Annotated in this window: 22 protein-coding genes; 7 read left to right on the top strand and 15 right to left on the bottom strand. The window is 41.2% G+C overall.

Translation table 11 applies throughout. From position 1 onward, the window contains the following. Positions 1-3 precede the first annotated feature (3 nt). Both K1T76_RS03945 and rbtA read right to left on the bottom strand, forming a co-directional pair. A complete protein-coding gene (locus tag K1T76_RS03945; protein ID WP_230244137.1) occupies positions 4-2,418 on the bottom strand; it encodes a CSLREA domain-containing protein in 2,415 nt (804 codons plus the stop codon). A 57-nt stretch (positions 2,419-2,475) separates the two neighbouring features. Then, positions 2,476-3,840, bottom strand: coding sequence for a rhombotarget A (gene rbtA / locus K1T76_RS03940; protein WP_268259883.1), 1,365 nt, complete (start codon positions 3,838-3,840; stop codon positions 2,476-2,478). 95 nt (positions 3,841-3,935) lie between these two features. Here rbtA and K1T76_RS03935 point away from each other — a divergent pair, with 95 nt between their 5' ends. Beyond that, complete coding sequence (locus tag K1T76_RS03935) at positions 3,936-5,261, top strand: ISNCY family transposase (protein ID WP_079393426.1); 1,326 nt, start codon at positions 3,936-3,938, stop codon at positions 5,259-5,261. Between the two features lie 33 nt (positions 5,262-5,294). Here K1T76_RS03935 and K1T76_RS03930 read toward each other — a convergent pair whose 3' ends face one another. The 3 genes from K1T76_RS03930 to cxpE all read right to left on the bottom strand — a co-directional run bounded on the left by K1T76_RS03930 (position 5,295) and on the right by cxpE (position 7,842). Continuing rightward, complete coding sequence (locus K1T76_RS03930) at positions 5,295-5,780, bottom strand: CSLREA domain-containing protein (RefSeq protein WP_230244135.1); 486 nt, start codon at positions 5,778-5,780, stop codon at positions 5,295-5,297. 122 nt (positions 5,781-5,902) lie between these two features. Further along, on the bottom strand, positions 5,903-6,607 hold the full coding sequence (gene hda, locus K1T76_RS03925) for a DnaA regulatory inactivator Hda (protein ID WP_019837935.1): 705 nt from the start codon (positions 6,605-6,607) through the stop codon (positions 5,903-5,905). A gap of 14 nt (positions 6,608-6,621) precedes the next feature. Further along, positions 6,622-7,842, bottom strand: a complete 1,221-nt coding sequence (gene cxpE / locus K1T76_RS03920) for a chloramphenicol efflux transporter CxpE (protein ID WP_230244134.1) — start codon at positions 7,840-7,842, stop codon at positions 6,622-6,624. 134 nt (positions 7,843-7,976) lie between these two features. Between cxpE and purM the strand changes: the two genes are divergently transcribed. Both purM and purN read left to right on the top strand, forming a co-directional pair. Next, positions 7,977-9,047, top strand: a complete 1,071-nt coding sequence (gene purM / locus K1T76_RS03915) for a phosphoribosylformylglycinamidine cyclo-ligase (protein ID WP_230244133.1) — start codon at positions 7,977-7,979, stop codon at positions 9,045-9,047. A 10-nt stretch (positions 9,048-9,057) separates the two neighbouring features. After that, entirely contained in the window at positions 9,058-9,687 is a 630-nt protein-coding gene (gene purN, locus K1T76_RS03910; protein WP_230244132.1) for a phosphoribosylglycinamide formyltransferase, read from the top strand. A gap of 87 nt (positions 9,688-9,774) precedes the next feature. On the opposite strand, the gene K1T76_RS03905 is transcribed toward purN, so the two are convergent. Both K1T76_RS03905 and sppA read right to left on the bottom strand, forming a co-directional pair. Continuing rightward, positions 9,775-10,593, bottom strand: coding sequence for an alpha/beta fold hydrolase (locus tag K1T76_RS03905; protein WP_230244131.1), 819 nt, complete (start codon positions 10,591-10,593; stop codon positions 9,775-9,777). Next, positions 10,590-11,612, bottom strand: coding sequence for a signal peptide peptidase SppA (gene sppA / locus K1T76_RS03900; protein WP_230244130.1), 1,023 nt, complete (start codon positions 11,610-11,612; stop codon positions 10,590-10,592). The genes K1T76_RS03905 and sppA overlap by 4 nt, the downstream gene beginning before the upstream one ends. A 127-nt stretch (positions 11,613-11,739) precedes the next feature. Here sppA and K1T76_RS03895 point away from each other — a divergent pair, with 127 nt between their 5' ends. Continuing rightward, entirely contained in the window at positions 11,740-12,729 is a 990-nt protein-coding gene (locus K1T76_RS03895) for a lysophospholipid acyltransferase family protein (protein ID WP_230244129.1), read from the top strand. Here K1T76_RS03895 and K1T76_RS03890 read toward each other — a convergent pair. The 3 genes from K1T76_RS03890 to K1T76_RS03880 form a co-directional block, all read right to left on the bottom strand. Next, complete coding sequence (locus K1T76_RS03890; RefSeq protein WP_230244128.1) at positions 12,686-15,121, bottom strand: DNA internalization-related competence protein ComEC/Rec2; 2,436 nt, start codon at positions 15,119-15,121, stop codon at positions 12,686-12,688. The two genes, K1T76_RS03895 and K1T76_RS03890, sit on opposite strands and share 44 nt — an antisense overlap. Positions 15,122-15,254: 133 nt before the next feature. Continuing rightward, a complete protein-coding gene (lolD, locus tag K1T76_RS03885; protein ID WP_019837944.1) occupies positions 15,255-15,938 on the bottom strand; it encodes a lipoprotein-releasing ABC transporter ATP-binding protein LolD in 684 nt (227 codons plus the stop codon). Continuing rightward, a complete protein-coding gene (locus tag K1T76_RS03880) occupies positions 15,931-17,166 on the bottom strand; it encodes a lipoprotein-releasing ABC transporter permease subunit (RefSeq protein ID WP_230244127.1) in 1,236 nt (411 codons plus the stop codon). Before K1T76_RS03880 ends, lolD begins: the two co-directional genes overlap by 8 nt. A 26-nt stretch (positions 17,167-17,192) precedes the next feature. On the opposite strand from K1T76_RS03880, the gene K1T76_RS03875 reads away from it, so the two are divergent. Beyond that, a complete protein-coding gene (locus K1T76_RS03875) occupies positions 17,193-17,765 on the top strand; it encodes a PilZ domain-containing protein (protein ID WP_230244126.1) in 573 nt (190 codons plus the stop codon). Between the two features lie 64 nt (positions 17,766-17,829). Here the strand turns inward: K1T76_RS03875 and K1T76_RS03870 are convergent, their stop codons facing one another. Together K1T76_RS03870 and K1T76_RS03865 are read right to left on the bottom strand one after the other, a co-directional pair. Next, the gene (locus tag K1T76_RS03870; protein ID WP_070154096.1) at positions 17,830-18,741 is read right to left on the bottom strand and encodes a DMT family transporter; all 912 of its coding nucleotides are present in this window, start codon (positions 18,739-18,741) and stop codon (positions 17,830-17,832) included. 12 nt (positions 18,742-18,753) lie between these two features. Continuing rightward, positions 18,754-19,221 carry a YaiI/YqxD family protein gene (locus tag K1T76_RS03865; RefSeq protein ID WP_019837948.1) on the bottom strand — a complete coding sequence of 156 codons (468 nt, stop codon included), beginning with the start codon at positions 19,219-19,221 and terminating at the stop codon, positions 18,754-18,756. Between the two features lie 237 nt (positions 19,222-19,458). On the opposite strand from K1T76_RS03865, the gene K1T76_RS03860 reads away from it, so the two are divergent. Beyond that, a complete protein-coding gene (locus K1T76_RS03860; RefSeq protein WP_230244125.1) occupies positions 19,459-20,391 on the top strand; it encodes a hypothetical protein in 933 nt (310 codons plus the stop codon). 423 nt (positions 20,392-20,814) lie between these two features. Beyond that, complete coding sequence (locus K1T76_RS03855; protein WP_230244124.1) at positions 20,815-20,955, top strand: hypothetical protein; 141 nt, start codon at positions 20,815-20,817, stop codon at positions 20,953-20,955. Positions 20,956-21,049: 94 nt separating this feature from the next. On the opposite strand, the gene serC is transcribed toward K1T76_RS03855, so the two are convergent. The 3 genes from serC to gyrA all read right to left on the bottom strand — a co-directional run bounded on the left by serC (position 21,050) and on the right by gyrA (position 25,830). Beyond that, the gene (gene serC, locus K1T76_RS03850; protein ID WP_230244123.1) at positions 21,050-22,129 is read right to left on the bottom strand and encodes a 3-phosphoserine/phosphohydroxythreonine transaminase; all 1,080 of its coding nucleotides are present in this window, start codon (positions 22,127-22,129) and stop codon (positions 21,050-21,052) included. A gap of 171 nt (positions 22,130-22,300) precedes the next feature. Beyond that, positions 22,301-22,744 carry a DUF3887 domain-containing protein gene (locus K1T76_RS03845; protein WP_230244122.1) on the bottom strand — a complete coding sequence of 148 codons (444 nt, stop codon included), beginning with the start codon at positions 22,742-22,744 and terminating at the stop codon, positions 22,301-22,303. 83 nt (positions 22,745-22,827) lie between these two features. Continuing rightward, positions 22,828-25,830 (bottom strand): DNA gyrase subunit A, encoded by a 3,003-nt coding sequence (gene gyrA, locus K1T76_RS03840; protein ID WP_230244121.1) that lies wholly within the window; start codon positions 25,828-25,830, stop codon positions 22,828-22,830. Positions 25,831-26,135: the final 305 nt, after the last annotated feature.

Raw genomic sequence — 26,135 nt, 5'->3', positions numbered from 1 at the left:
AAATTACGATTTTCTTGGACGTTGACGATAGATCGCCAATCCGATTAAACCAAACACACCCCAAAAACCTAAGCTTCCTCCGCCACCACCACTGGTTTCATAATTGGTATTTTTCGCTGTATTTTCTAAAGTAATGGTCGCTTCTGGCGATAATTCCAGTTCATGATCGAAAATTGTGTACTTCAGCTCATAATCAAATGGGCTAAAGCTATTTCGTACTTGAACCTGAATATTGCCACCATAACAAATTTCACGGGCATAATCCCCAGGACAAGGTGCTTGACGATCTGCCGTAAGTACCACACCTGAAGGCACTTGCATAAAACGAATTGCCAGTTCTTGTCCTGTACTATCTTTATAGAATGCAGGCTTATTGGTATTTTCTTTCAGAGTGCTGATAGAACCATCGCCTGCATCGCTATCATTCAGCAATGGATTAAAACTCACTTTGAGATCTGTACCATATTCAAGTCGTACACGATCATCTTTTGCAATTGGGGCAATATTGCTAAATTTGCCTTCAAGCAAGCCCGAAGAATGCAAATTGCTGTCTAATTTTGAGGTAATGGTGTATTTACAATACGCTGAATCGGTTGCTTCTGTGACTTTATCATTCAATCGATACATCACAATCCGTTGCAACTGTGCATCCCATTCACACTTGAATAGTGGGTCTTGGGTCAATTTATCTGTGCTAAATGTGGTACCTGAGCCCGAAATTGCACCAATCCCCAATACTTCAGTGCTAATGATAAAGTTGTCAGAATTAAGCTGTCTTAACTGAACAAATTTCCCATCTGCAGTTGGTTCATCTTGCTTTAATGCCATCGCAAATGGATCAACATATATGGCACGATATTGCTGCTTGGCTTTGGTATTGGCCAACAAATCCTGCATCGTTTTCAAATCAGCATGTGATTGAGAAACGACCGAAGATGCAGCATCTTTACTTTGATCTATCGCTGACTGAATACGGTCAATTTGTTGCTGATAATTGGCAAATAAACTTTCATAAGAGACATTACTCAAGCTTTGAATATCGGCAGCGTTTAAGCGCATTACTTCTACCGAGCCAATTTCACAGGTATTTTTTTCATCAGGATTTAAAGTCAAAGTTGCATTACTCACCCGCGCCAAACCACGTTGTTCATAATCACTACACCCCATGCTGTTTACATCAATCAAATCTTTCGCAGGGTCTGAACCAAGTTTTGGATAATACAACGGCAGGAATAAATTATAAGCAGATGGTTCTTGCAAGGGCTGCAATACTTGATCAAAGCTAAGCCCTGTCAAATCCAAATTTTTAGCACCATCATAAGAACTATTTGCTGTTTCAGGCAAATCACACTCGCCTTGCTCTGTCGCTGATCCCATTGCGAATAAGGCATTGCGAATTGTGTTGATGTTGCGCGCCTGCTCTAAGCTCGCAGGGAATGCATAACGACAAGATTTACCTTGGTTAAAGGCCAACATATTAAAAGAGAGGACAATACGTGGATAATTGTCATAAAACAAAGTACTCAATGCTTTATTTTCAACAATGGTATTACTTTGCAAATACACCTGTGACAAAGTGCTAAGCGGATGATTTTCTGCATTACTTAAGTTAAAGATATGACCTTTGCTGGTATCAGCTTGGTTTTGTGCAATCGTACTGGCAGTCAACGCAAGATCTGGTTGGCCGCAAAGATCAAAAGTACTAAGACTATTTGCAGCACCATTTTTCACAATACTGCTGCGGTCAATTTTCACCATAGAGCGTGTATTGACCAAGTTGGCACTACAATCCATTGCCAACACACTACCTACTTTGGCTTGGTTCGCATGGATATAAGCATTTTCTAAATTGACTTGACGCTCCGCTTGATGAGCAACAACGTAAATTGCACCACCTTGTTCTGCATGCGAATTTTGAATTTCGACATTGTTCGCAGCTAATGGGCCTGCCACAAATAATGCACCACCCTTGCCTGCATCTGCAGGGTTTGCATTACCACCACCATGGGCATTCCCATTTTTTAGAATGACATCGTATAGCGCCACGCTGGCTTGGGTATCTGAAGTATTGATAATGCGGCTATTGCCATGTGCATTAATAGTGGTTTTTAACGGTGCAATTGAAGGATAACGATGTGTAATTGGATCTACTTGGTTATAGTCGACCGCTGTCGCCCCATAAATACGCACCATAGATTGCGGGCGTAATTCTGAGTTTAAGGTATATTCTCCAGCCTGCAACTGAATCATATCTGTTACACCACGGTTGGTGTTGCCTGCACTACAACCACCAAACGCCATATTCTGCTTAGCTGCAACCAAAGCTTCACGTAATGAACATTTGCTTAAGTCTTCACCATTTTGATCTTCAAAGGTGGTCACCTGAATTATCGGATTATCTGCTGCCATAAGGGACATAGCAGACAGCACCATTATCCCTAATAGTGTTTTTTTATTATTTTTCATATTCATCCTTTATGCTTTTCTACGGCGTATACCCAACAAACCCAATAACGCCATTAATCCATAAGCGCTCCATGCACCGCCTGAAACATTTATTTTATCGCTTTCCATACGATTTTCATGTTCTTGAATAACTTGGACTTTCACTTCCATATAAGGTGTCGTGCTATTAAAACGTGTGGTGCTGGTGACTAATTTAATTTTAAAGACATCTGCACCATGCCAAGCAGAATCTGGGCTATATACCAAATTCCCCAACTCATCTACAGTCAATTTTCCTTTAGAGCGAGTATCAAGTTGCTCAATTTGCACACAACCTGCTTGCCATGCTTGGCCTGTCGGATTATTTGGATAAACTTGATCACAAAACTCTTTAGGCACCAAATCACTATCACCCAACAAATCACTCACCGACATCTTAGCAATTTGACCTGCCAAAATATTTTGACCAATGAGGCTCATAGTTTCAGGAACCACCACCTCAATTGCCCCACGATCACACAAGGTAATATCTGACTGACGGTTTTTACCGCGTTGATCTGAAGCAGTACAACCGACCACTTTGTGATCCGCCAGTTGTAATTGCCCACGGTTTAACACCACAGAATCTTTCAGGCTGTTATAACTGAGCAATACACGCGGACGCATAAAGCCCAAGAATGCATTTTCAGGTACTTGATATGGACAAAACAGTGCTGTTTTATCTTGACTGAGAGTTTTGCATGCACCTTCAAGCAGATTGCCAGCAAGTACCGAATTCGCAGTCCATACAGTATTTGGATAGTTGCTATCGCCTGCTCCACAGCCAGCACCGACTAAATTATTTTGTAATCTTGTTGCATCTGAACCTGCTTGCACACAGTTCGCTGCAGTACTCACACTGACAGGATGCGGATTGCCTAAAATCACACTATTGGCAATATAGGCTTTTCCTAGAGGTGCATTGAGATACACACCACGACTATTACCAATCAAGCTAATATTATTGACACCAATATCGTCTAGCACATTCATGACATAGCCTTCATTTGCAGTAAAAGTACTGCTCACGATCATATTCCCCATGCTAGGAAAAGCTTTGATTTCTTCATCTGCCAAACTTGCTGCAGAATAGAGATTGGCTGAAGTGGTAGATGCGGTCTTGTTCGCTTTAAATACTGATGTTGTAATGACAAAGCGCGGAAATTGCGTATAAATGACACCTCCTTCCTGCGCTTGGTTAGCTTCAAGCAAGCTATTTTTGATCTCAATAAAACCTGCTGGAATCTTTTCGCCAGTCACTTGTGCAAAGTTATAAATTGCCCCACCTTGATTGGCTAGCCCCTTACTCAATTTTACATAATCTAAAATTAAATGTTCATTATTTGTAAGCCCCAAGTAGAAATGTCCGGTTTCTCCAAAGTAAAAATGTCCGCTTTTAGAATATGCACTTTTGCAATTTTCTTAGCGGACGGTTTGATATGTTGGTGTCTATGTCGGATAAAGAACTTAAACGATTGTCGGTCTTGCAAGAAATCTGTGATCAACGCATAACCCAGTCCCAAGCTGCTCAGCTACTTCATATTTCAGAACGTCAGATCAGACGTTTATTGCAAAAATACAAAGCTCAAGGCCCAGCTGCATTAGCACATGCTGCACGTGGCCAAATCAGCAATTCCAGGCTTCCTGAAGAGCTCAGACTCAAGTGCCTCAATATTGTTTCGGATCAACTGCATGGTTTCGGACCCACTTTAGCGCATGAAAAGCTCACCACTGTTCATGGATTCGATATTTCAGTGGAAACACTGCGTTCCTGGATGATTGCAGCCGATCTGTGGATTCCTCGCGCCAAGCGCCTGAAACGCCCGTATCAGCCTCGTTATAACCGAGATTGTTATGGTGAACTGATTCAAATCGATGGCTCACACCATGACTGGTTTGAAGGACGCGCTGCTAAGTGCTGTCTGCTGGTATTTATCGATGATGCCACAGGAAAATTACAGCATTTACGTTTCTGTGAGTCGGAATCAGCATTTGACTATATGATTTCAACACGTTTGTATGTTGAGCAGCATGGTAAGCCGTTGGCGTTTTACAGTGATAAACATTCAGTCTTCAGGGTGAATCAAAGCAGCAAGAAAGACACCAAGATTACCCAGTTTGGACGCGTACTCAGTACCCTCAATATCGATATCATCTTCGCCAATTCACCACAAGCCAAAGGCCGTGTAGAACGGGCGAATAGAACGCTTCAGGACCGTCTGATTAAAGAAATGCGCCTGGAAGGCATCTATTCGATTGAGCAAGCGAATGCCTGGCTGCCCTGCTTTATCGAGCAATTTAATCGTAAATTTGCCAATATGGCCTTTAATCCCAAGGATCTACACCGGACTGTCACTGAAACAGCCGAAGAATTAGATGATGTTTTTACCTGGCGTGAACCCCGCAGAGTCACGAACAGCCTGACGATTACTTATGATAAATGCGTATATTTACTGGAAAATACCGAAGAAAATAAAAGGTTGATCGGCAAGTATCTTGAGTTTCTGGAATACCCGGATGGCACGGTAGCCATTGAACATCAAGGAAGAAAAATCAATTACAGCATCTTCGATAAATTAAGTCAGCTCAACCAGCGAGAGGTTGTTGAGAATAAACGTTTAGGTGCTGTTCTCAATCATATTCAACAACAGCACGAAGAATTAGAACAGCAAAACAAACGCAATCGTTCTCAAAAGATGCCGAGCAGACGTGCACAGAAAACAGTAATCAAAGAACGAAATCTGAATCCTGTGCTTGACTTGGAAGTGTCTGTATAGGACATTTCTATTTGGTTATTAGGTAGGACATTTCTACTTAGGAATAACATTATTATAAATCAGACCACCCTGTTGCTGACGACAACGTTCTTCACCGCAGCCCTGTAAAGTCAATTCTTTTAAAGAAACTTTTAAGAAACGATCTTTGCTGTCTTCAATGTGGAAAATGCGCTCATTACCGCGCATCTGAATCGTGGCGTTATTCAAACCTGGCGCAGTTTTATCATTCAGACTACTGTCATAGGTAGTTTTAATTTCAAGGTTTTCTGTAATTTTAAGTTCATTATCAATTTGATAGACGGCTTTCTTTTCTAATAAAATCACACTTGAGGCATTTTTGCCACCACAGCCCAAATAACCTTCTTCGGGCATGCCTAAATTTATATACTCGATAGCTTCACGCAAAGAACATTGTTGATCATCTGCTTTGGTGTCAGCAGTGGTGGTGACAATGATATTACTACTATATGCATGACCTGCGATAAACAGCATACCAATGCCGATGCTCTGCTTGAGCATAAGCGTACTCCTTGTAATTTTCTTTGTTTTTTTTGTTCTTTAGTTGCAAATTCCCTGCAACTTCGAATTATTTTCCGAGTAATTTGGCATAGCTTGCGCAAATTCTCAAGTAATTTTAATTTTTACCGATATTCGTCAATTAAAGCATAAATCTGACGCAGGTTTGCGCCACTTAATTTTGTTTTCTCTCCTTTGAGTAATTGCACCAACTGCTCAAGACTTTGCAGCAAAATCGAGGTCTGTTGGGGACCATGTATCAATAAATAATCAATAATTTGCGGATCGATAATAATACCACGACGCTCTAACACGGAACTCACTAAAGCTTGTCGATCTGCATACAAACTACCTGAAGGCACTTTAACACTCACCGCTTGCGTCAAACGTGATTGCAAATCGGGCAATTCGAGCTTTAATTCAATGGGTGCAAAACGTGATGAAAACACCAACTGACCACCAACTTCATTGCTGTAATTGATTAAATGAAACACCGCACGTTGCCAATGCGGTACACCACTAATCGCCTCAATATCATCTAAGGCGACCAAATCATAACGATCTAAAGAGGTAATCGCTTCAGTGGGGGCATCCAATAACTCAAGTAAGGATACTTTAATGGCAGATTTGCCAATTTCTAAATAGGAATCGCAAATTGCAGACAATAAATGACTTTTGCCTGTGCCCGCACCACCATAGACATAAAAGCGATTGACCAATCCTGCATGAAGCTGTCGAACTGCATCAATCACATGCCCCCAACCCGGACCAGAAAAATCACTGATCCGTGCATCTAATTGAGGCTCGATATCTAACTGCAGTTGACGCATAGAATTGTAATCACCTAGGAGTTTTGCTGATCTGAGGGTTTTATCTTACTTGATTTTTCAGTGTGTTGCAGTGAATTTGCTGAATGCGGATCAAGCTCAATATCAAGATGGACTTGTGCTGTATCAATACTGATGTCACCCGACATTGCATCTTCAGATACCACCACAGGTTGTCCATACAAGTAACTTTTTTCGTAATAATCACGCAAATGACGAAGCAGGACCACAATCACCGCAGCAACCGGTAAGGCAATTAACATTCCCATAAAGCCTGCGAGCTGCGCGCCTGCCAAAACTGCGAAAACCACGGCAACAGGTGAAAGTCCGATTTTATCACCCAATAAAAACGGTTGTAGAATATAGCCTTCCACCGCCTGTCCAATCATAAAGACCACAAGGACTAAAACCAATTGCATCCAGTCAATGCCAAATTGTAGGAAAGTGGCAATAATGGCTGCAACAATCCCTACAGCGAAACCTAAATACGGAATAATACTAGCAAGTCCCGCAACCATCCCAATAATCAAGCCGACTTCTAAACCAATCAGTTGCAATCCAGTCGCATAAACGACGCCCAACAAGATCATCACCAAAAACTGACCTTTAACGAAAGCGCCTAACACACTGTGACATTCTTGTACCACAGCCAACGTGCTTTGCTCATACGGACGTGGAATTAAACGGCGTAAACTGTCGAGCATGCGCTGCCAATCCAACAAGAAATAGAAAGCGATAATTGGAATGAGCACGACCGTACCCCCAATCTGGATAAAATTCAGTCCAGACTGTGCAACACGCAAGGCCATTGCTTGAATGCTATCAGCACTATAATTGGTCTGGACATAATCCATCACAATCGTGGTCATGTGCGAGGTATCAATTTCCATTTCTTCAATATTGAAAGTGGATGATACCCACGGCAAAAAGGTCGAATTAATCCAGTTAATACCTACAGGAATACTGTCACGCGCAATAATCAACTGTTTCCAAACCAATGGAATGATGTACCAAACAGCAAGCGTCAGCACGATACCAATTCCAATAAATACAATACTGATTGACAGCCAACGTGGCAAACCGACTTTGCAAAATTGTTCAACCAGCGGGCTAAATAAATAAGCCATGAAAAATGCGACCACAAAAGGAATGACCACTGGTTTTAATAAGTACAGCACCCAAAGAAGTAGAACTATCCCAGACAGGATAAAAATGCGACGTAAGGTACGATCGACCATAGAAATTCGCCTTTTTACAGTTTATTCGTTATAGAGGTTAAAATATTTGAATAAAGATAGCATTTTAGCGCATAAATAACATAAGAGTTTCGTATATTCAGGTATAATCGCCCCGCGAATGCGGAGACTTCATTATGAGCAACTCAACTTCTAACCCAACCACTGGTTTAAGCTATAAAGATGCTGGTGTCGATATTGAAGCGGGCGACGCGTTAGTCGATCGTATCAAATCTGTCGCTAAGCGCACCACTCGTCCTGAAGTGATGGGTGGATTAGGCGGCTTTGGCGCACTTTGTAAAATTCCGAAAGGTTATGAAGAACCTGTGCTCGTATCTGGCACAGACGGTGTAGGAACTAAATTACGTTTAGCATTGAACTTAAACCGCCATGACACAATTGGTCAAGATTTGGTGGCAATGTGTGTCAATGACTTGCTGGTGTGCGGTGCTGAACCTCTATTCTTCTTAGACTACTATGCAACAGGTCACTTAAATGTAGACGTTGCAGCCAATGTTGTTTCAGGAATTGGTAAAGGCTGTGAGCTTGCAGGATGTGCACTTGTTGGTGGTGAAACTGCAGAAATGCCAGGCATGTATGAAGGTGAAGATTACGATCTTGCAGGCTTCTGTGTGGGCGTGGTTGAGCAAAGCAAAATAATTGATGGTTCTAAAGTAAAAGCTGGCGACGTTCTAATTGGTGTAGCATCTTCAGGTGCACACTCAAATGGTTACTCTTTACTTCGTAAAATTTTAGACGTAAAAAATGTTGATTTAACTCAACTGGTTGATGGTCGTTCTCTGGCTGACGTTGCCATGGAACCAACTCGTATTTATGTCAAATCGATGCTTGAACTGTGCAAACAAGTTGATGTACATGCTATGGCGCACATTACAGGTGGCGGTTTACCAGGTAACTTACCACGTGTATTGCCAAATGGTGCGCAAGCAGTGATTGACGAATCATCTTGGGAATGGCCAGAACTGTTCAAATTATTACAACGTGAAGGCGGTGTAGAACAGTTTGAAATGTATCGTACCTTTAACTGTGGTGTTGGTATGGTTGTCGCTGTCGATGCAACCGATGCAGACAAAACAGTAGAACTTCTCAACAGCCTTGGCGAAAAAGCGTGGGTGATGGGTCATATTCAAGATCACGCCGAATCTGTTGAAGGCGCAGATGAAAAAATTCGCGTAATTTTTGCGTGATTTGACTCACATGATCAAAATAGCTGTCCTTGTTTCAGGCAGCGGAAGTAACTTACAAGCCCTGATAGATGCCAATCTTTCAGGGCAAATTGTTGGGGTTATTTCCAATAAGCCTGATGCCTATGCTTTACTACGCGCTCAACAAGCAGGGATTCAAACTGCCGTGATTGAGCACAAACACTATCCGAGTCGTGAATTATTTGATGATGTCATGCATCAACAATTACTTGATTGGGATGTCGATTTGGTCGTGCTTGCGGGCTTTATGCGTATTTTAAGTGCCCAATTTGTGCAAGCTTGGGAAGGTAAAATGCTCAACATTCATCCTTCACTCTTGCCGCATTATAAAGGCATGCGTACTCATCAACGTGTACTCAATACTGGCGATATCTTACATGGCTGTACGGTGCATTATGTTAGTGCTGAATTAGACGCAGGTCAGGCACTGGCGCAAGGTGTGTTGCAAGTAAATATCCATGATGATGCCGAAAGCTTGGCAAATCGTGTGCATGTGTTAGAGCATTTAATTTACCCGCAAGTGGTTGAATGGATTTGTAACGGTACGATTCAGCACACAGCACAAGGCGTGAGGTACCGCCAGCAACTAATGCAACAACCTGTGCAGTTTTGCCATTTTTAAATACTGTTTAGTATGTCGCTTTTGATATATACGAAAAACGCCTGTGAATCAGGCGTTTTTATGGTCTGTCTATTGGTTCAGACTGAATCAAAAGGAAGTAGTTTTGCTCTGCTGTACTTTAATTAAGTCTTTAATTAGCTGCACCGTAGCTTCAGGTTTTTCTAAAGGGAACATATGTTCACCTTCAACCACCTGATAAGCAATGTTGAATTTCTTGGCGGTAATTTGTGGGAAACCTGCTTTTAGGAACGGCCCTTGTTTTGCAATTATCAATTCTGTCGGCACTTGCAGTTTCGCTTGCGGCAACCACCAAAGCGAGGGATTGGTTCTAAAAATATTTACTTCGTCCATTTTTGGAATGGTCAATTGTACTCCGCCTCGAACATGGTCGTCAGTCAAAGCATGCTCAATATAAGCCTGAAAACAATCGGCATCGAAATCTTGATAAAAACCTTTCGGACGCAATAAATCAGCAGCTTGCTCACGACTTTCCCAATGATCACGACGACGCAAAGACAAAGACGCAGGCGACAGTTGATCTACAGCTTTGAGCTTAAACATTTTAGCAAAATGTAAAAACACCGATGCTTTGCCCATAATTAAAGGTGGATCAAGCATGATCACTTGTTCAAATAATTCAGGGCGTTGTAAAGAGGCTTGAAACGACAACACTGCACCTAAAGAATGTCCCAATGCAATTACTTTACGCCCCTGAGCTTGACGTACAATACTGTCAATTACTTGTTGAGTTAAGCTATGCCAATGATTATCAATCGGATAACGCTTATCTGGACCCAATAAAGGGACATAAATCACATCGTAGTCATCTTTAAGTAAATCAAACAGTTTTTGATAAACCTTCGATGGCACGCCATTGGCATGCGCAAAATGAATCAGTGGTTTCATTGCAATTTCGCGTTTTGCTCAGTCTGAATATGTTGAGATAAGGAAGTGGCAAAGCCCTCTCCCACTGCCGCGCCCATACGCCCCAACACAGAATCTAAAGGACTGTGTTCAATGGTATAGTTCACTGTTTTATCTAGATTTAAATCACGTTTCAGACTATTTAAACTGCCAATCTTATCGGCAATGCCTAAAGTCACAGCTTGCTCACCTGTCCAGAACAGACCTGAGAAAATCGCAGGATCTTGTGATTTTAGTTTCGCGCCACGTCCATCTTTCACTGCTTGAATAAAGTGACCATGCACATTATCCAATACAGCTTGTACATGTTTTTTCTGTTCAGGATCAACAGGTTGCGTCATCGACAACAAAGCTTTATTTTCTCCAGAGGTCATGGTGCGATCTTCTACACCCATCTTCTGCATTAAACCGCTCAGACCATAATTTGGCATAATTACGCCAATCGAACCCACTAAACTTGATGGATTGACAATAATTTCATCTGCAGCGGAAGCAATATAATACGCACCAGAAGCGCCAGTATCGCCAATCACGGCATAAAGTTTTTTACCTTGATGCTGTTTTTTCAAATATTGAATTTCTTGCCAGATTTCATCGGACTGTACAGGTGAACCACCCGGAGAGTTAATATTTAGCACCACCGCCTGACTGTTGCTGTTTTCATAGGCTTTTTTCAGTGACTTGATGGTGTCATTACTATTCACACTTTGCTTGTCAGATGCAATTGTTCCGACAATATCCACCACCGCGATATGTGGACCGGCTGCCGATGTATTCGTGGTTGTAGTACTGCACCCTTTGCCCATAATCACCAACAGTAAAAATATATAAGCAAAAGTTAAAAACTTAAAGAAAATCCCCCAACGACGTGCACGACGTTGTTCTTCAACTGAAGCTAAAACAGCTTTTTCTAATAGTTTCCACTCATTGCCTGTGGGCTGCTGTGCTTGTGGAGATATTTGTTGTGATTCATTTTGTGGTTTTGGTGGCCAATCGGACATGAAACAATCCAAAAAATAGTAAATTTGCTCCATTATATACACGGAATTGCCAAAAACTGTCTAAAGCCTGTATTTTCTCCTATAATATTTTACATCTTTATCCTTTCTATCAATTGATGCTGTCGTTATGACCGAACCTGCACCGACAACGGCTTTATCGCGCCTGCTTGATTTTGTCAGTCGACAACCTTTAACAGTTGCGCGTTTTATTGCAAAATCTTTGGCTTTTTTGGTCAATACACTGCGTTTGAGTAAAACCTCTCAAACCATTCAACTCAATCTACAAATTGCGCTTCCTGAGCTGAACTCACAACAACGCGAACAGATTACCCAGCAAGCAATTCGTAACGAACTGACCTCTTATTTTGAGTTTTTTCATATTTGGGGATCAAGCAATCAAAAAAATATTCAAAGAATCCATCAGGTACATGGTTTAGAACTATTACAAGATGCACTGGCTGCACAAAAGGGTTTGGTCTTAATTGTGCCGCATTTTGGCACTTGGGAAATTATGAATGCGTGGATCGCTCAATATACGCAAATGACCATCATGTATAAACCTGTCAAAAACCCTGCGGCAGATGATTTTGTGCGCCAAGCACGTAGCCGTGAACAGGCACATTTAGTCCCAACAGATGAATCTGGGGTACGTCAAATTTTTAAAGCACTCAAACAAGGCGGAACCACTGTCATTTTGCCAGACCATACCCCAAATATAGGTGGTGAGATGATTCCTTTTTTTGGTATTCCGTTGGAATCGAGTAATTTAAGCGCCAAATTGATTCAGAAAACTAAAGCAAAAGCTTTGTTCTTATATGCGTTAAGAAATGCAGATCAAGGCTTTGATATGTATATCGAAGCGATAGATGAGCACATTTATCAGTGTGATGCCAATGCAGGGACAGCTATTATTCACCGTGCAATTGAAGATTTGATCCGTCGTTATCCTACACATTATCACTGGAGTTATAAACGCTATAAAGCCCATCCAGATTTACGCGGGGTCTATCATAAACCTGTGCAAGAAGCCTTGGCAGATGTGCAGGCTGTACGTGCCCAGACACAGAACCAAACTAACGCTGCAACCACAATTTCTGCTGCCGATACGGCTGTATAAGCATACGCTGTTGTGCATCTACAGAAAAACGTACGCTGCCCTGTTGTATGGTATTGATGAACGGAATATTGAGCGCAGCCAAGCGTTGCTGAACTAAAGAACTAGGATGTCCATAACGATTATCAAAACCTGCAGATGCCACGGCCAATTTGGGTTTAAAATGTGCTAAAAAATCATAGGCAGAACTGTGCTTACTCCCATGATGACCCAAAATTAACACATCTACTTTTAAATCAGGATATTCCTGCAACAATTGATATTCAGTTGCCCAACCTGCATCGCCCATCACTAAAAAATGCTGATATGGCTGTGCTGATGGGACTGAAATATACAACACACATGACAACTCATTTTGTTGCTGTGCGGCATAGGGTAATTGACTCGGTTTAGGAGATAAAACTTGTATCTGTACCTGATGTGGTAAAGACCACTGTTGCCCTTGCTGACACAAATTAAACTTGCTATTTATTGCCACATCTACGGTCTGATTGGCAAAGACATGCTGAATATTGACTTCATTTTGCAAATGAGGAAATGCACCACTATGGTCTTGGTCTAAATGACTTAAAACCACCAAATCCAATTGCTTGACGCCATGTACCGCTAAAAATGGACGTAAAATTTGCTGTCCAATACTAAACTTACTTTCATCATAAGAACCACCCACATCAATCATCATGTTGTAATGACCTGAACGTAAAAATAAAGCTTGTCCCTGCCCCACATCGAGTACTGTTAATTCAAATGGTTGTCGTTGGCTATCGACTATAATCAGTGGAATAAAACATAAGATTGCCCAAGTTTTAGGCAATACCGATTGTGGTAAAAATAGCAGAAATAAGCCTAAACAAAGACAAACATACACCGTTGCAGACATCGACAAAGTGTGTAACCGTGGTGCAAAAATCGTTTCCATTCCCTGAAAAATCAAGCTTAATAAAGCCACGAGCAGATCATTTAATTGGAACAGCAGCGATGCCAAAGGTTCAAAAATAAAAAAGAAAATTCCTGCCAAAATATCTAAAGGCACAATCAGCATACCAATCAATGGAATTGCGATGATATTAATAAGCGGTGCAATCCACGCCACTTGTTTAAAAAACACAATCACCAAAGGAAATAAGGCAATAAAAATTTTCCATTGTGATTCAATTAAAATTTTGCTGGCATGTTTCAGTTGCTGCCAACGATTCAGGTCTATACGAGGTTGCTCACTCAGGCTTTGATAAATACGCAGCAGAATAAAACACGCACCGTATGACAACCAAAAAGCAGCAGACAGCACACTTAAAGGATCAAACCATAGCAATAATGCAGCACTATAAATAAGTAAGGCAAAACCTTGAAGCTTCTGCTTCATCACCAGCATCGCTGTAACGAGACTGCACATGAGCAAGGTTCTTAAGGCAGGAATTTCAAAACCAACAAAGGCGGTATACAGCAATACACAACTTAAAAATGGCAACATGAGCAAATATTGTTTAGGCATCCACAAATACCAATGCGGACGATAACACCGAATAAGCTGATGCAACGCCCAACAGAGCATGCCTGCAAAAATCAGCACATGCGGTCCTGAAATTGCCAATAAGTGACTAATTCCAAAACGCTGAAATTGCGCTTCGATTTCTGCATCTAATAAGCTTTTATCTCCTATAAGAAGTGCAAGAATGAGACCTGGGTGCTGCAAAGGTTGCTGCTGAATAAACAAACGAATTTGATAACGCTGCTGCTCAATCCATAAACGAAATTTTGCCCATAACGTTTGTTGTGCACGCCAATGTTGTGTAAAGCCCATGGCATAGATTTGTTCTGGCGGAATGAGCTGAACCTGCTCCACCCGAAAACCACTCATGATATTTTGTTGTAAATACCATCGCTCTACATCAAATGCCCCTGCGGTGGCATAACTATGTGCAGGGCGAATTTTTCCACTTAATTTGTAATAGTGTCCAAGTTCTAAATTTTGCCCATGATCTACTTGAGTCTGAGCTAAACTCGCTAACCAGGTCACTGTTTGAGGATGTCGGCTTAACACCTCGATCTTTTGTGAAATACCGTTGTCATTCAGTTGATTTAACTCTCTGACATAAACTACAACTTCGGTAAATTCAGGATTTAGCTCGCGCCATTGTAAACGCTGCTGCATCTGAGTATCGGCATAGATCAAGCCGAGAGCATAACTCAAAACCCCTGCTACACCAACATTCAAACATTTCCAATAAATTGAAGATAAGCGAACTTGCAACAAATACTGCGCGATGACACAGCATAGAATCAGTAAAACCATCGCACTGGGCATGGCAGTCAGAAGATGTATTGGAAAAGAAGAAGAACGTATTCCGACACAGGCGATCCCAATCACCCAAGTCAATCCCATCAATTGCAGCATGAATATTAGACTTATTATTTTTATTAACATGCATGATAAAGCCCACCGAAGTGGGCTTCAACAAAACAATCTTATTCAAGCAATTTATTGTAAACGCTGTCACTTTTGAATGCGTTTATCAGCTACGCTGCCCCTAAGTATCTACCCAAATACCATCTTGCATATGCAAAATTGTATCGGCAGATTTTGCCAGCTCCTCATCATGGGTCACAATCAGCATTGCCATGTTAAATTCACTGCGTAATTCACGCAGCAATTCAAAAATTTTAACTGCAGTTTTACGATCCAAGTTTCCAGTCGGTTCATCGGCAAGCATGAGTGCGGGTTTCGCCACCAATGCACGTGCCAATGCGACACGCTGACGTTCCCCCCCAGAAAGCTCACCGGGTTTATGGGTTAAACGATGCGATAAACCAACACGCTCAAGCAGATACTCTGCTTGTGCCTTCACCTCTTTATAATTTGTGCCCGCACGTAACATTAACGGCATCGCGACATTTTCAAGCGCACTAAACTCAGGTAATAAATGGTGAAACTGATAAACAAAACCGAGGTATTGATTACGCAAATAACCACGCTCAGCTTCACCTAAATTGTCAAAACGCTGCCCATTTAAAAATACTTCGCCTGTACTTGGGCGGTCCAAGCCACCCAAAACATGCAACAAAGTACTTTTACCCGAACCACTTGCTCCAACAATCGATACAAACTGTCCTTGCTGAACTTTTAAATCTAAACCACGAATCACTTCAACAGTGGTTTTGCCATCGGTAAAGTGTTTAGAAACTTGCTTGGCTTCCAGAACAATATTACTCATAACGCAATGCCTCTGCTGGTTGAATTTTCGCGGCACGTAACGCAGGATAGATCGTCGCCAAGAAACTTAAAATTAACGACAAACTTACAATCACCACCACATCCTGCCATCTTAAATAGGAAGGTAAGTAGTTGATAAAGTAGGCATCAAATAAATTTAGCCCTAATGTATTGTTCAGCCATGCAATAAAGCCACTAATACTAGACGCAAAAATAATCCCCAAGATCGCACCTGAAACTGTGCCAATAACCCCAATGACCGTACCTTGCACCATAAAAATTTTAGTTATCGTGCTTGGTGATGCGCCCAAGGTTCTTAAAATCGCAATATCCGATTTTTTATCAGTCACGACCATCACTAAAGACGACACAATATTAAATGCAGCCACCAAAACAATCAGGAATAACAATAGGCTTACCATGGCCTTTTCCATTTGAATGGCGCTAAACAAGTTGCCGTGAGTATACGTCCAGTCTGAAGCATAAAAGTTAGCAGGTAACTCTTGCACAATATCTCGAGATACTTGTGGTGCAGCAAAAATATCATCCAGTTTTAGACGTACACCTTGCGCACCATCGGGTAAACGCAGCAAAGTCGAAGCATCATTCAGGGCGATATATCCCATCATTGAATCAACTTCTGCACCAATACTAAAAATACCAACTACTTTAAAGCGTTTAAAACGTGGTACAACTCCTGCAGGTGACGGCGTCGCTTCAGGTAAAACCAAGGTGATGCTGTCATTTAAGCCCAAGCCTAAGGCATCAGTCATTTGTTTACCCAAAACAATACCAAATTCACCCTTTTTCAGGTTATCGATACTGCCTGCAACCATATGGTTTTGAATGATGGATACTTTCTTTTCGTATTCGGGTTCAATTCCCGTGACCATAATACCCGACACTTGCCCTTGTGCGGTCAACATGCCTTGCAATTGCGTGAATGGCGCAGCACCAACAACATGCTTATGCTGCTCAACTTTCGTTGCAAGTTCTGGCCAATTTGTTAAAATTTGCGTTGATGAAACAGTGGCTTGAGGTATCATACCTAAGACACGATTTTTTAACTCACGATCAAAACCATTCATCACCGAAAGTACGGTAATGAGGACGGCAACACCTAAAGTTAGACCGATCATCGAAACTAAGGCAATAAAAGAAATAAAGTGGTTACTGCGCCGAGCGCGCGTATATCTCAACCCTATATATAACGAGATTGGTTTAAACATACCATCAAAGTCCGAGGTAATACATTATGGAAAATTTACAGCATCAAAGCGTCGCGTCTGATCGTCGAGTCCTGTCACGAATTGATGCTGCCCTGAGAATCAATTACCAGATCATTTCTGAAGATGTTGCGCTAAATGACCCTTATGATGCTAATTTTGTTTTACCGCGTTATTTTCTACTACTCGCAGAATTAGATCAATTTGATCATGCATTAAACTACGAATTAGAACAATTAACTGAAAAAGATCAACAAATTGCACGAATCTTATCCTTATTCAACCAAAAATTAAACCTTATTACAGGGTCTTTATACGATACAATTGTACAAAGCATGTTACCTGTACCTGAACAGATCAATTTTTCAGAAAGCGGTTTAAGTTTTTATAGTGAACGTGAATTAAACCCTGGAAGTTATATTCATGTCACGCTCAGCCATCCTGAAAACTTTTTCCACATAGCCGCAACGGCGCAAGTGGTTTACAGCCGTGAAGAAGAAAATGGGCAGTATCGTACCGGGGCGTATTTTATTACTTTATACCCTCAGGACCGCGTCAAGCTTGCTGAAGTTGTTGCTTTACAACAAACGCAATCTAAATAAAATTCATCATTTCTGCATCTTCGCGTATACAAAATTAGGTGGATGACACCATCTTTGCCAATCTTTAAGATGGTGTTTTAATTTTCCGTGCTAATGCCCGACTCGCTTTAAGATCACGATAAAAATACAGCACCAAGCCTGACAATAAAATCAAAGCGCCCAAAAAAACCATAACCGACAAAGCTTCTTGATTGAGTAGCGCACCAATTAACAAGGCAATCATTGGCGTCATAACGGTGGTTAAAGATAAAGTGGTCGCCTGAATATTCTGTACCAATTTAAAATAACAAAACATCGCAATCAAAGAAGCCATGATCACGGTATAAAGCAAAGCTACAATAGATTTAAGACTTGGCAAGCTAGTCGGTATAAATGGCCAAATAAAGGGCACAATACATAAAGCCGCAATGGTCGATACCAAGATGGAACCTGTTGCCTGTGCTACAGGTTCAACCTGCGCATTGATTTTTTTCACCCAAAAAATTGATACAGTGTAGGTCAGTACACTAAACAACATTAAAACAATACCCAGAGGGTGCACATGCTGTGTTTCGCCACCAAAGCAGATAATACCAAGCCCTAAAATGGACACTGTCATCCCAATCCATTGAATACGTGCCAAATGCAACTGAAACACAAACCGACCAATCAACCCCGCCATAATAGGTGTTAGACCAAACATCAGAGCAATAATACCTGAACTTAAATAAGCGGTGGCAAGGTAGGTAAAAATTTGAGAACCGATCAGACTAAATGAGCCTGCCAGATAACTATGCCACGCTTGTAGATGATGTGGAAATTTCACTTTTAACAGCAGCAGTAAAATAACCGCTAAAGGCAAAGCAATGAAAAAACGCAGCACCAAAGCCCAAAGCATGTGTAAATCTGACACGCTCCAAACAATTGCTAAAGGCGTCGTTGCCCAAATAAAAACCAATAAGGCATAAGTCATCATAATATTGGTTTTAGAAGGCATACAGGACTCGTGTTAAGCGGTTTTACGTTTTTGCTTTTGGATGGTTTGGTCTAAACTACTTGAAAATTCGCGTTTATCACGTTCTGAAATAGGCGCTGGCCCGCCTGTTTGAACACCTGCGCCACGCAACGTATCCATAAAATCACGCAAATGCAGGCGCGCTTTCACATTGGCAATGGTATAAATTTCACCCCTTGGATGAATTGCAATTCCACCCTTTTCAATCACTTGTGCCGCCAATGGAATATCCTGCGTGATCACAATATCGTGTTCCTTCATGCGATCTACAATTTCCTGATCAGCAGCATCGGCACCATGCATGACTTGAATAGAGTTAATCCGTACCGAAGGCGTAATCCCCACCGATTGATTGGCAACAAAAGTAACTTCAAGCTGGTAACGATCTGAAGCACGTAAAATGACTTCTCTTAGAATTTTAGGCAATGCATCTGCATCAACCCAAAGTTTAAATGGCAGCACTGTGCATCCCTGATAATAATATGCGACTAGTGTATCAAACTCATTTAATTGCAGTATGTTTAAAATGCTCAGAATTGCATGTTAAAGTGTAGATAAATGGATTTTGTTGTGCTGTATAGCTATGCACAACCTTTGCAAATGCAGTTGCAAAACATGAAATTTTAGCCAAAGACTTGAAAAATCGAAATAACCCTCGATCTAAGAGTAAACAAAAGAACCTAACATCTCAAAGTGCTTATGAACAATCAAAATAGACCAGAAATCATCCGCATTGAAGATCAGAACTTCGGCAGCCATGTTGAACATTGGAATTTACTCACGGATGAACCCTGCACCGAAGTTCCAAAATGGTTAGGGCTGGCTCTAGATGCACCAATTATGCCAATGGGTTTATGCCGTCATGAAGCAGAAATGGATCAAAGTACGTGGCTAATTCAAGGCCCAAGCCAACAATCGATTCAATTGATGCAAGTGATTGCGGTTGAAAATAACAAACCACAAGCTGTACAAACTGCCTTCCCTTGCTTTGAAAGCCCTTACAAAGTTGAAGCTAAAATTGAACGTATCATTAGTTGCAAATCTAATACTCAAGCGGTGCTTCGACTCAATTTAGGTAACAATAGCATTGTCTATGCTTTTGATAGTTTATACAGTGTCAACCATCAACATTACCAAAAAGATCAAAGCTATTGGGTGAACTTAAACGCATGGGCGTATGAACTAGAAGCTGTAACTGAAGGTGAACAATTGGTAGTCGATGATCCTGCTTCAATTAAACATCACCGCGCGCTGAATGATATTTTAGCGGCTAATGATGGTGTTGCCCCTGCTAACCTGCAAGAACAAATTGATGCATGGCAACCTAAGTCTGAAGATGATAAAGCACCCGTCACAGTCGATTTTTCTAAAATGGTGGCATATTTATATGGTGAAAATATTGGTCAGGAAGATGAAGCATGGTTTCAGGGCAACGTGGTTGGCAAAACCAGTTTTGAATTCATGAATCAAAACTATACTGTTTATGATGTCACCCTGATTCATGACGAAAATCAGCCTGCTATTTTGATTCGTATTGCCACCAAAAACCCTGCCCATCAAAATTTTGAAATTGGACAATACATTCGTGGCAACATTTGGATTCAAGCCCACATTCACAATAAAAAACAGTAAGTTATTTATTTAACCTTTCTAATCGCCCATCGATACAATGTATCTAAAAGATGGGCGATTTTTTATTTTATTTAGGGTTAAATCGTTGCCTTTATAAAAGAATTGTGGATAAACTGCCGGTTATTTAATCGTTTTAAATTCAAAATAGGCACATTTATCCACAGTTTTAAATTTTATTATAAATTCAAAAATCAACTCAATTTAATATATAAGTTGTGGATAAATTATTTAAAATAGAATTGCATCAGATAATCGCAAAGCCTTAAACAGCAAGGATTTGGAAAATCTGCTGTAATTATTTCAATATCGATACTTAAATCTGCTTAAAATAAAATTAGTACTTTATTTAATCAATTTTTTATGCTAAAAATATAGCCGTATTTAAATATTTAACGATAAATAGATCATCGGAAAATAATATCTATGAAAATCGTGCAAGAAGAAAACTTACAGCATGTTGAACATCAACTTGAGCAACGCTTTCAGCTCGACCCGATGTCTTGTGTATTTTTTGCATTAGGCATGCTGCTCTCCGCCTATGGCTTACACTTTTTTGTGTTCTAAGCTTTACTCGCTCATAACCCACTATAACATCTTACCTATTTCTATAAAAAAACCCAGCTAATACAAGCTGGGTTTTTGCTTTCACCACTTTCTATTAATCATGACGTTTTGCAAAGTCATCCATAAAGTTAACCAAAGCTTGTACGCCTTCTAATGGCACTGCATTATAAATACTTGCACGCATGCCACCTACAGAACGGTGACCTGCCAGGTTCAACAAACGGTTGTCTTCAGCTTCTTGCAAGAATTGTTTTTCTAGTGCGGCATCAGCCAAAGTAAACGGAACGTTCATAATTGAACGGTTTGCGCTATAAATTGGATTCGCGTAGAAATCGCTTGAATCGATATAACCGTATAACAGTTTCGCTTTTTCTAGGTTAGCTTGATGAATCGCATCTACTCCACCGTTTTGCAATAGCCACTCAAATACTAAACCAGATAAATACCATGCATAAGTTGCAGGTGTATTCACCATTGATCCGTTTTTCGCCTGTGCTGAATATTCCAAAATGCTCGGAGTTTCAGGCTTGGCTTGATCAAGTAAATCTTCACGTACAATCACGATGGTTAAGCCTGCTGGGCCAATATTTTTTTGCGCACCTGCATAAATCAGACCAAATTTAGAGATATCTAAAGGTGCAGATAAAATGCTTGATGAGAAATCACATACTAACGGCTTGTCCGTTTCAGGAATATTGGCAAACTGTAAACCACCAATGGTTTCATTATCTGCATAATGCACATAGGCAGCATCACTCGATAAGTTCCATTGGCTTTGTTCGCTAATGGCATGCTTACCTTCAATCTGAATGCCTGCTTCAACGACATGAATATCGCCATAGCGCTGCGCTTCTTTTAAAGCTTTTTCAGACCAAATACCCGTATGGATATAATCTGCCTTATTATTTTTACCCAACAAATTCAATGGAATTGCAGAAAATTGTAGCGATGCACCACCTTGCAAGAACAATACTTTGTAGTTCTCAGGAATATTCAATAAAGTGCGTAAATCTGCTTCTGCCTTTTCTGCAACTGCCACATAGTCTTTGCTACGATGGCTCATTTCCATAATGGAAAGTCCCTTGCCATGCCAATCTAGCATTTCAGCTTGGGCTTTTTCTAAAACGGCTGTAGGTAATGCAGCAGGACCAGCACAGAAATTGTACGCGCGCATGATTTTTCCTTATCTATGTGAAACACAATAAAATGATGGCATTTAACCACATCTTGCCCTGACTTGCATAAAATTATTTCAATGCCAAGTGGCAGATGCAGTCATAAAATCAATCTTAATCAATTTTCGCACAATGTACATTTTGACATCAGCTATGCACAATAAATTTATTTACTCACCAAAGACCTGAATATTTAAATTCCGAATTTTAGGTTGATTCTTTGCGGTTAGCGCATTTGTTCCCTCATCAAAACTGACATCGTATTGCACCAAGTTTTTAGGATAGGCAATTTCATAGCTGACTTTGTATTGCTGACTGTGATTGGCTTGCTGCTCAATTTTCTTGATCATTAAGGTGCGGGAACGCTCTGTATCTTTAGGAATGGCACTAGTGAATTTTTTCATGACCCGTTGATTCTCCTGAAAATACTGTTGTAACTCAGGTTCTAAATGTGACAAAAATTGCTCGTATTGCCCCTTTTGTAGGTCGGTATATGCTGAGAATGCAACCTGTTGTTGTGCTTCTGTCGGTTCAGGCACATTGTCTTGTACCTGACCACAGCCTACTAAACTTAAAATTGTAGCGCATATTACACATCGTATTTTCATCGTCATGTTTATTTCCATTTATGCGGCATAAGAAGAAGGACGCCGAAGCGTCCTTAATTCATGCAATGCGAGCATCTTGCGCTCACACTTTAGTCAGTTGAGTTTTGGTCATCTGAAGCAGATTCAGTTTGATTGTTTTCTACTGGAGCATCTTCCGCTTGCACATCAGCTGCTGCAGGAGTTTCTGAAGATTCTGCATTTAGCTCCTCGGCCAGTAAATCGTCCTCTTCTTCCACAGCTTCAATTGCCTCTACACCCACCAATGTTTCGTTTTCACCTAAGCGGATTAAACGCACACCTTGTGCATTACGACCTGTTTGTGCCACTTCAGAAGCGCGAGTACGCACTAATGTACCGCCATCAGAAATCAGCATCAGCTCTTTGCTTTCATCAATCGCAACTGCACCGACCAATTCACCATTACGTTCAGAGGTCTTAATGGCAATCACGCCTTTACCGCCACGTTTTTTGGTTGGGAAGTCATCTACAGGTGTACGCTTACCATAACCATTCGCCGAAGCACACAAAACTTCGCCTGTTTCTGGTACTACAACTAGCGATACAATACGACTGATGAGTGCTGAATCTGAATTATCTTCATCATCGCTATCTACTTCTGCATCTTCGACATCTTCAACTTGCGCAGAACCAAAGCTGACGCGCATACCACGTACACCTTTGGCCGCACGACCCATTGACCGCACATCAGTTTCAGCAAAACGAATGGCTTTACCTTCATTAGAGAACAACATAATTTGCTGTTCGCCATCGGTAATTGCAACACCAATTAAAGTGTCTTCTTCATTCAATTCAATGGCACGTAAACCATTCGAACGCACGTTACTGAATTGTTCCAATTCAACACGTTTCACTGTACCTGATGCCGTTGCCATAAAGACATAGAAGTTTTTACGCAAGGCTTCTGCTTGTGATGCAAATTCCGCAATAATCTCATCATCTAAATCGGTTGCAGAAAGCTCTACACCCAATTGTTTCAATTGCACACGTAATGCGTCAGATAAATCATCACCATCTGCTAATTCAGCAAAGGCAGCCTCTAATTCTGGATAATGTGCAGCAATGATTGCGTTGGTTTGTAGATGTGCCGCATTGGCTTTCACATAGCTACGGAAGTCTGCCAACCGCTCAGTAAATTTCTTCGGTGCATCAATGACAGGTAAAATCGCGGTGATGGTTTCGTTGGCATCTAACGGCAACAAGTTCACCATTGGACGACCTTTAGCACCACGCGATGCTTGCGGCACTTCAAACACTTTCAGACGGTACACTTTACCCACATCGGTAAAGCACAACACCGTTGCGTGGTTGGACGTCACAATTAAATGCTGCACATAATCGTCTTCTTTCATCGACGTAGCAGATTTACCACGACCACCACGACGCTGCGCTGCGTAATCTGACAATGGTTGAGTTTTTGCATAACCTGTTTGTGATACTGTCAGTACCACTTGTTCTTCTGGGATTAAATCTTCACGCGAGAAATCAATGCGAGATTCTACAATTTCAGTACGACGTGCATCGCCATATTGCTGTAAAACTTGCGCCAACTCTTCACGAATCACGCCCATCAACAAATTAAAGTCATTCAAAATTGCAGTTAATTCAGCAATTTGTGCCAAAATTTCAGAATATTCTGCATGTAACTTGTCTTGTTCTAGACCTGTTAAACGATGCAAACGTAATTCTAAAATTGCGGTCACTTGCGCAGGTGATAAACGATAGATCTGACCATCTAAACCAAACGGGCGGTTAGGGTCTTCGCCTTCAATTTCATCTGGACGTACAGAAACTGAACCTGCTTTTTCCAATAACGCAACTACACCACCTGCTGCCCACTCGCCTGCCTGTAAACGCTCACGCGCTTCGGCTGGGTTGGCAGAAGATTTAATGGTTTCGATGATGGCATCAATATTGGCCAACGCAACGGTTAAGCCTTCTAAGATGTGTCCACGTTCACGCGCTTTACGCAACTCGAACATGGTACGGCGGGTCACTACTTCTTGGCGGTGACGAATAAATGCCGCAATAATATCTTTCAGGTTCATCAATTTTGGCTGACCATTGTCTAGGCAGACCATGTTGATGCTGAATGAGTTTTCTAACTGCGTATTTAAGAACAGGTTATTCACAATCACTTCAGCGTTTTCACCACGCTTCAGATCAATTGCAATACGCATCCCTTCTTTATCAGACTCATCACGTAATTCTGAAATACCTTCGAGTTTCTTCTCTTTCACCAGTTCAGCAATACGCTCAATGGTTTTGGCTTTGTTGACCTGATAAGGGATTTCAGTAAAGACGATGGTAGTACGACCAGACTTTTGATCTTCTTCAAAATGATACTTACCACGAATATGCAAACGGCCTTTACCTGTACGGTAAGCATCGACAATGCCTGATTTACCGTAAATGATGCCCCCTGTAGGAAAGTCCGGACCTGTAATATGTTCCATCAACCCTTCAATTGAAATATTTGGGTTGTCTGCATAAGCCAAACATGCATGCACCACTTCAGTCATGTTGTGCGGTGCCATATTGGTCGCCATACCTACAGCAATACCTGCAGCACCATTGACCAATAGGTTTGGAATACGCGTAGGCATCACTTGAGGAATACGCTCAGAGCCGTCGTAGTTATCTTCCCAATCGACGGTGTCCTTTTCTAAATCGGCCAGCAATTCGTGGGTAAGTTTGCGCATACGGACTTCGGTATAACGCATGGCTGCGGCACTATCGCCATCAATCGAACCGAAGTTACCCTGACCATCGACCAATTGATAACGCAAACTGAAATCTTGCGCCATACGAACAATTGTTTCGTAAACTGCAAAATCACCGTGAGGGTGATATTTACCGATGACGTCACCGACTACACGGGCAGACTTTTTGTAAGCTTTGTTGTAGTCATTGCCCAATTCGTGCATTGCGAATAGCACACGACGATGCACAGGTTTTAGACCATCTCGTACATCTGGCAGCGCACGTGACACAATCACGCTCATCGCATAGTCTAAATACGAGTGCTTGAGTTCATCCTCAATGGCAATCGGTCTAATTTCCGATACGCTCATGCATACTCCTTATTCTGCAAACAAATTTTGCTTGCATTTTATATGTCGTAAAACTTGCAAATGATTAGCCTGAAATGCAGGCTAAAAATAAAAACTAGCGAAAAATTATAGCATATACGCCTGTGTTTTTGTGCTTTAGAGATGATCTTAATCTTGTTAATTTACTTAAATTTAATGGTGGTTTTTTAGGTAAATCATATTCACACCCAAGAAACAAAAGTGCGTCATATTTTTAAGCGTAACGTCAAAATATCTTCAGCATCCGCGTGCTCAATATGTACCCACATATACGATTAGTTCACATG

Origin of the sequence: Acinetobacter sp. PW68 (assembly GCF_020982655.1) — a bacterium.
In the GTDB taxonomy this organism is placed as follows: Bacteria; Pseudomonadota; Gammaproteobacteria; order Pseudomonadales; family Moraxellaceae; genus Acinetobacter; species Acinetobacter towneri_A.
This window is presented reverse-complemented; position numbering and strand designations above follow the sequence as displayed.